General features: G+C 79.4%; 1 pseudogene. It reads right to left on the bottom strand.

Going from position 1 to position 1358, the window contains the following annotated elements:
* A pseudogene (locus RKE29_RS29860) lies at window positions 1-1034 on the bottom strand (ATP-binding protein); the annotation flags it as partial.
* Window positions 1035-1358: the final 324 nt, after the last annotated feature.

Raw genomic sequence — 1358 nt, 5'->3', positions numbered from 1 at the left:
GGGCCGGACGCGCCGGTGCGCACGCCCTCGGCGCCTGCGCCCCCGCCCGCGGCGGCCCCGGGCCGGGCCCGCCGGGCGTCGCGCTGCCGCAGCAGGGCACCGGCCTGGACGAACCTCAGCGGCAGCCCCTCGGACTCGAACCACAGGTCCGAGGCCCAGTCGGCCTCCTCCCGCGTCAGCGGGCGACCTACGGCGTGCTCCAGCAGCTCCCGGCACGCCGTCCGGCTGAGCCCGGACAGGAACACCTCCTCGACGTGCGAGTCGATGGACGGTGCCGGGACCTCGCGGGTGGCCGAGATCAGGAACGCGCACTCCGGCGTCGCGTCGAGGAAGTCGTCGAGCGCGGTGCCGCCGAACTCGATGTCGTCCAGGACCACCACCGCGCCGATCCCCCGTACCGCCGCCAGCAGCTCCGCGCGGTCGGGACGGTACCGGGAGGCGGGGAAGACGGCCGCGTACAGCTCGTGCAGCAGGTCGGCCGGGGCCCGGCGGTAACCGGAGAGCCGTATGACCCCGTCCGGGGCCAGCCCGTCGCAGTCCGCCGCGAGGACGTCGAGCAGCGCGGTGCGGCCCGCGCCGGAGGGGCCGGTGACGCGGGCCGACCGCCCGCGCGTGAGCAGCCGCCGCAGCCGCTCGCGCTCCTCCTCGCGCTCCAGCAGCGGCAGGACCGCCCCACCGCCCGCGCCCGCCGCGGCGGCGCGCTCGGCGGGACGGCGGCGCGCGGGGCGGGCCGGGCGCCGGCCGGGTGGGCAGGGCTCGACCTCGCTGCCGTCCACGGGGTTGACCGTCAGCAGCAGGTCGCCGGTCACCAGCGGAACGGTACGGGTCGGGGCGGGCCCGCGGCCGGACGCGGACGGACCGCCGGCCCGGCCCCCGGCCGGCTCGGCGGGGATGCTCCGGGCGGGACCCGGCACGGACGGCTCGCGACGCGGCAGCGGCGGCCGGGTGTCTCCCGAGGCGCCCGGGGTCGGGCCGGGGCCCGGACGCGGCGCGTCGTGGCCGGAGCCTTCCAGTCCCTTGTCCTTCGGGTCCATGGTCGATGCCCCCCAGAGGCGTGACGTGTGGTAACACTGCCGGCCTTCCCGCACGCCCGCCGTCGCCTGCCGGTGCGGTGCCCGCCGCGCGGGCATGGGCGTCCGTTGGCCGGACCCCAGACACTCTCACAGTTTCGCCGGGAGTATCCATCGATCCGGCCGGGGATTCCCCGCGAGGACGCATCGAACACGGCTCCCCGGCCCGCCCCGGCCCACCCGCGCGGCCCGCCGGACCCGTCCGGCCGCCGCGCGGGCACCGCCCGTCCGCCGACGCGCCGACCGGTGACGCCCGCCCGTCCACCGGCGCCCACCCGCCCACCGGCG

Origin of the sequence: Streptomyces sp. B1866, assembly GCF_031932565.1 — a bacterium.
Classification (GTDB): Bacteria; Actinomycetota; Actinomycetes; order Streptomycetales; family Streptomycetaceae; genus Streptomyces.
Note: the sequence above shows the minus strand (reverse complement) of the source record. Positions and strands in the feature narration are given on the sequence as shown.